The organism is Vibrio crassostreae (assembly GCF_041439375.1).
GTDB classification, from domain to species: Bacteria; Pseudomonadota; Gammaproteobacteria; order Enterobacterales; family Vibrionaceae; genus Vibrio; species Vibrio crassostreae_D.
This window is the reverse complement of the sequence record NZ_JBGONY010000116.1, coordinates 1-4,243: the sequence shown is the minus strand read 5'-3', so window position 1 is coordinate 4,243 and position 4,243 is coordinate 1. Positions and strand designations below refer to the sequence as shown.

General features: G+C 38.8%; 5 protein-coding genes. 1 reads left to right on the top strand and 4 read right to left on the bottom strand.

The annotated features are described in order from the left end of the window. The 4 genes from ACED45_RS23755 to ACED45_RS23740 form a co-directional block, all read right to left on the bottom strand. Positions 1 to 1,365, bottom strand: a 1,365-nt coding sequence (locus ACED45_RS23755) for a hypothetical protein (RefSeq protein ID WP_371715184.1), incomplete at its 3' end; no start/stop codon positions are given. Positions 1,366 to 1,503: 138 nt separating this feature from the next. Continuing rightward, positions 1,504 to 2,694: a tyrosine-type recombinase/integrase gene (locus tag ACED45_RS23750; RefSeq protein WP_371715183.1), complete on the bottom strand. Its 1,191-nt coding sequence runs from the start codon at positions 2,692 to 2,694 to the stop codon at positions 1,504 to 1,506. Positions 2,695 to 2,703: 9 nt separating this feature from the next. Next, positions 2,704 to 3,075 (bottom strand): hypothetical protein, encoded by a 372-nt coding sequence (locus tag ACED45_RS23745; RefSeq protein WP_371715182.1) that lies wholly within the window; start codon positions 3,073 to 3,075, stop codon positions 2,704 to 2,706. A gap of 81 nt (positions 3,076 to 3,156) precedes the next feature. Continuing rightward, positions 3,157 to 3,654 (bottom strand): hypothetical protein, encoded by a 498-nt coding sequence (locus ACED45_RS23740; RefSeq protein WP_265132839.1) that lies wholly within the window; start codon positions 3,652 to 3,654, stop codon positions 3,157 to 3,159. A 151-nt stretch (positions 3,655 to 3,805) separates the two neighbouring features. Here ACED45_RS23740 and ACED45_RS23735 point away from each other — a divergent pair, with 151 nt between their 5' ends. Beyond that, entirely contained in the window at positions 3,806 to 4,213 is a 408-nt protein-coding gene (locus tag ACED45_RS23735; protein WP_265132840.1) for a hypothetical protein, read from the top strand. Positions 4,214 to 4,243 lie beyond the last annotated feature (30 nt).

The following is a 4,243-nucleotide window of genomic DNA, read 5'->3' as shown; positions in this document are numbered from 1 at the left end:
ATTCTGTATAATTAAATTTTTTAATCTATTCGCGTATTCTAAATTGAGCCAAGGTTCCTGCCTTAGATCCCGTTGAACAGATGATTCAAGCTTTAAGTTCAGAACCCCTAAAATAACTCTTTCAATGAGTATCGTTAGGTGTAATGTAGCAACTGCCAACCCTTGATGGTCAACATTATGATTACCTTCATGAGCTAAGTGATTTCTAATCTTAAGCAATCCACCTTTCCCTTGAATTGACCAAAGATCTTCTTTAAGCACTCGATGTTTAAATAAAAAATTCTCAATTGAATCAGCAGCAGAGGTCTTTTTAATGTCTGAAGTTAGGCTCATTAGCATTTTGTATACATCATGGTCGACTTTTTGATGTGGCTTTGCCGCTTTTTTTATTAATTGAATGGATTTTGACCTTGTTTCATCTGGCTCTAATCTAAGGCTCAGCTTTTTGGCATAAGACTCCAAAGCTGTGAATAAAGCCATATATTTAGCATCATCTCTACGTTCTAATGATGAACAAAGATTAAAGCTAAGTTTATGTACCATATCCTGTTCTGAGTCTTCCAAACCGTAATAATTCGATAAACCTATATTGATCATTTTTTCTAGCTCATCAACTTTACGACTCATTAAATAAGAACGAGGCTCATATAAGGAATAATTCGTCTGTATTGCATTTAGTGGGTATTTCCAGTGCCTAATATATTCACTTTCCGTTTGATGTTCCCAACCTAAAACCAACACTCTTTGTCGTGAAAAAAAAGACAATATATCAAGTAAGGGCTGGATTGCATTAATGATAGCTTCAGGGCTAGTATTAGGTCTGTCACATTCAACTTCTAGCCTATAGCCATGTAGCTTTAATGAGCCATTCCCACTAAGCGTTGCGGATTCAACACTATATTTTTGTAGAATAATTTCACCAAGAGTTGGGTGACTGAACATAGCTATTTGACTAATGCCATTTTGGCCCTCTTCAATAGATAACGTCCTAAAATATTCAGTATCAGATATATAAATCGAAAACCGATAATCAGGTGAGTTATGAACCATGTTTATCGTCAAACTTTGTATATGACTTAGGTTTACAGGGATTGAACCAAGCTTTCTCTTTAGAAGGGTATCGGTAGTTAATCTTCGGTAATGAACATTTTCTAAGGTAATTATTTCAGCCCCTTGAAAAGTTTTAACCTGCCAAGGAGTCTTGAGGTTCGGTATAGGCATTACCTCATTTGGAATTCCAACTCGGACCTCAGCAGGCTGGCCAAAAAGCAAAGGTAATGTAACAGAGCAATCGACCATAATCGATTTACCATCTTGATCAGTAAGATTTGCATCTGTTGATATTGTCTGTCTATAACTATCCAAGTTATTCATTTCCTCTGTTAGGTGTCAATATACTCAAGGTGTCGCATAATGTAACATGAGTTAATGCTCACCAGATACCTACAAATCCTTCCCCAAAGTACCAAAAAAACAGTGAGCAACATACTCACTGCTTTTACACTATCCGTGACTAACATCCCCAACCAACTCAGAAACATTAGCACTTACCTCTCTTAGCCTACTCGAAGCCAAATGAGCATACCTAGTCGAAGTTTGAGGGCTCTGATGCCCTAACAAATGCTGAACATCATAGAGCGTCGCATTTCCGGAATTTATCAGGATACTTGCAAAGCTATGCCTGAGGTCATGAATGCGGAAGTCATCGTAGATACCTGCTGCTTTCTTGATTCGAGCGAATGCCTTCTTTGGATGTGCGATAGGTCTACCGGGTGCATCTCCGGCAAAGATATAGGGGTTCTTACGTATCTGAAATCGTCGTTGGTCATGTATTACCTCCTTAGCTAAATTATTGAGCAGAACCGTCCTTGATAACCCCGATTTTGTGTGGGGAAGAAATAGGCTCCAATTGCCGTCGTCGTCGACGGTAAGACAGTCCCACTTAGAGTTAGTAATCTCACCAATTCTCATCCCAGTAAGCAGTGCGAATTTTAAGGCATTCCCTTGGGTGCGATTGGGTTCCTCGTTACATGCCTTGATGAAAGATGAAACCTCTTTGCGGTTCAGGAATCTGTTTCTTAAATTATTCTCCTTAAGCTTCCTTATGTACTGTCCCGGATTCTTGTCCACGAATCCCCATTCTTTTGCGAGCCTATACATTCGTAAAATGAGCGACCGAAGACGATTTACAGTGGATGGTTTCCTTGTTTCTAAAACTCCATCGAGTAGCTTTTGAATGTCTTGCTGGTTGATATCGGTGATGCTTTTCTTGCCCCATTTAGGGTAGAAATGTAGCTTTAAGTTACCGACATCATTCTTAGCAGTGAGTTTGTTCATGCGGGCATAGGGTAAGTAGTGTTCTTCCGCAAATTCCTGAAAACTAAGTACATTGGATTTTTCATCCCTCATAGCCTTGGGGTCATTACCTAGAGCTATCTCTCGCTTGTGGTCATTGGCTATCTGTCTAGCAGTGTTGATATCTAGCGCAGGGTATTCACCAATTTGTAACGATTTCTTTTTCCCGAAATAGGTGTATCTGAATAGGAACCTACGTCTCCCTTGTCTATTAATTATAATTTTCAGGCCGCTACAGAGCTCATCCGTATACTCAGTTTCTTTACTTCGACTTGTCGACGGCGTCGGCGGTAATGAATCAAGTTGGCGTTTATTAAATTTGAATTTACGTGATTGCATCAGTCCCCCTTATTCATCTGAGATTGAGAAATATTGATGTAATTCAGTGCGGAGTGTCTTAGGCATCAGTAGGTAGAGCCCCTTACCACTGTCCTCGACAATACTTAGGGATATAGAAGCTCCGTAATCTAGATCATCTTCGAATTCGGTATAGGTTAGGGCTCGTTTCAGCAGTTCGATATCGTCGTCGACGACAGCGTTTAGCTCATTAATTGAGGTGAGGAACCAGAGTTCACATTGCAGTTCATCCCATGCCTGTTGGGTTTCTGTTTCATCGTGGAATGGTTCAGTGAGTATGGCTTTGACTTGGTCTTGCAGGGTTGTAGTGGTTGGTAGGGTTGGTAGGGTTGTGGCTTGTTGAAGGTTGGTTATTTTTAGCATGACTAACTCCATATTATTGATAACATAGAGTTAATATGTGTTTTATTTAGCTAATATTTCGATTTCCATTGAACGGGGGATCTATTTGTTTAAAGAACATGGTTTATAATCGTATTGGTATCGATCAAACACATAGTCCTTACCGCTCCATTGCAAAATAGGGAAACAAAAACTGGGACCACCTACCTCTATCTCAGGCCAAGAACTAAATTCCTCATGTGCAATAAATTTGGGTATGCCAACCCCTTTAGCTATGACTTTCCATTTCATATTGGGCAACTTGCTGAGGAGGGTATAATGGTACCCTACATTGCCATAGCAATACGAGCTAGATTGCATTATCAGGACTTCTGGTTTTTTATCATGGTTTAAATCTAGTACCATGTCGATTTCTCCAGCGGAAGTAACGCTCGTATCGTCACAATCATTGCGCCAAAAATTTTGATTTAAGAGATACCCTGCCGCAATAAAGGCTGATTCTTTTTCCTTGTAGTTAAGTGGTTCAGCAAATGATTTGTGACTCAGCATTGACAGAAAAATGACGTGGAAAATTTTCCTGATTATTAAATTTGATGGCATTTTATAATCCCGACTTCACCTTTTTTAAGTTTTAGAACTGCGTTGATTTTATAGTGAGATTACCATTTGATGTTAATTTTATTTATCTTATACTTGCGCAAGCAATTTATTATATAAACCTGATTTCAAGAAAATCAATGCAGGAAGGTTAATGAAAAAAATTCTTTTGATTTTGATGGTGATTTCATCGAGTGGAAATGCCGCCGACACCGTTAAATATGATGAAAAAAGGCATCTATTCTGCGAACTAACATCACTTACTCCAAAATTAAGAGATTTGGCTGTGGGAGATATCAAAGATGGCTGGTTGAGAATTAAAGAAGATTACTACTACTCAATTGAAATTGGTGGGTGGGTCATTTCTAGTTATGGCTCTAATGATGGTACAGATATTTCTAATAACTCAAAGACCTTATTTATTAAAGATTACATCGGATTAGCTAAACTAAATAAAAAAACAGGTCGTATTGTTATGAATTACTCTACGCCAGATATGTCTCAGAAGCTCAGATGGTCGTGTAACATTGGCAGGAATGAACCCAAAAATACGGATATGTAACAGCCTCGAACTGATCCCCCTATCCCCTCA

Bases quoted from the DNA above. Each gene is read 5' to 3' on its own strand.
- ACED45_RS23740 (WP_265132839.1), bottom strand. From the start codon at position 3,654: ATGCCATCAAATTTAATAATCAGGAAAATTTTCCACGTCATTTTTCTG.
- ACED45_RS23750 (WP_371715183.1), bottom strand. From the start codon at position 2,694: ATGCAATCACGTAAATTCAAATTTAATAAACGCCAACTTGATTCATTA.
- ACED45_RS23735 (WP_265132840.1), top strand. From the start codon at position 3,806: ATGAAAAAAATTCTTTTGATTTTGATGGTGATTTCATCGAGTGGAAAT.
- ACED45_RS23745 (WP_371715182.1), bottom strand. From the start codon at position 3,075: ATGCTAAAAATAACCAACCTTCAACAAGCCACAACCCTACCAACCCTA.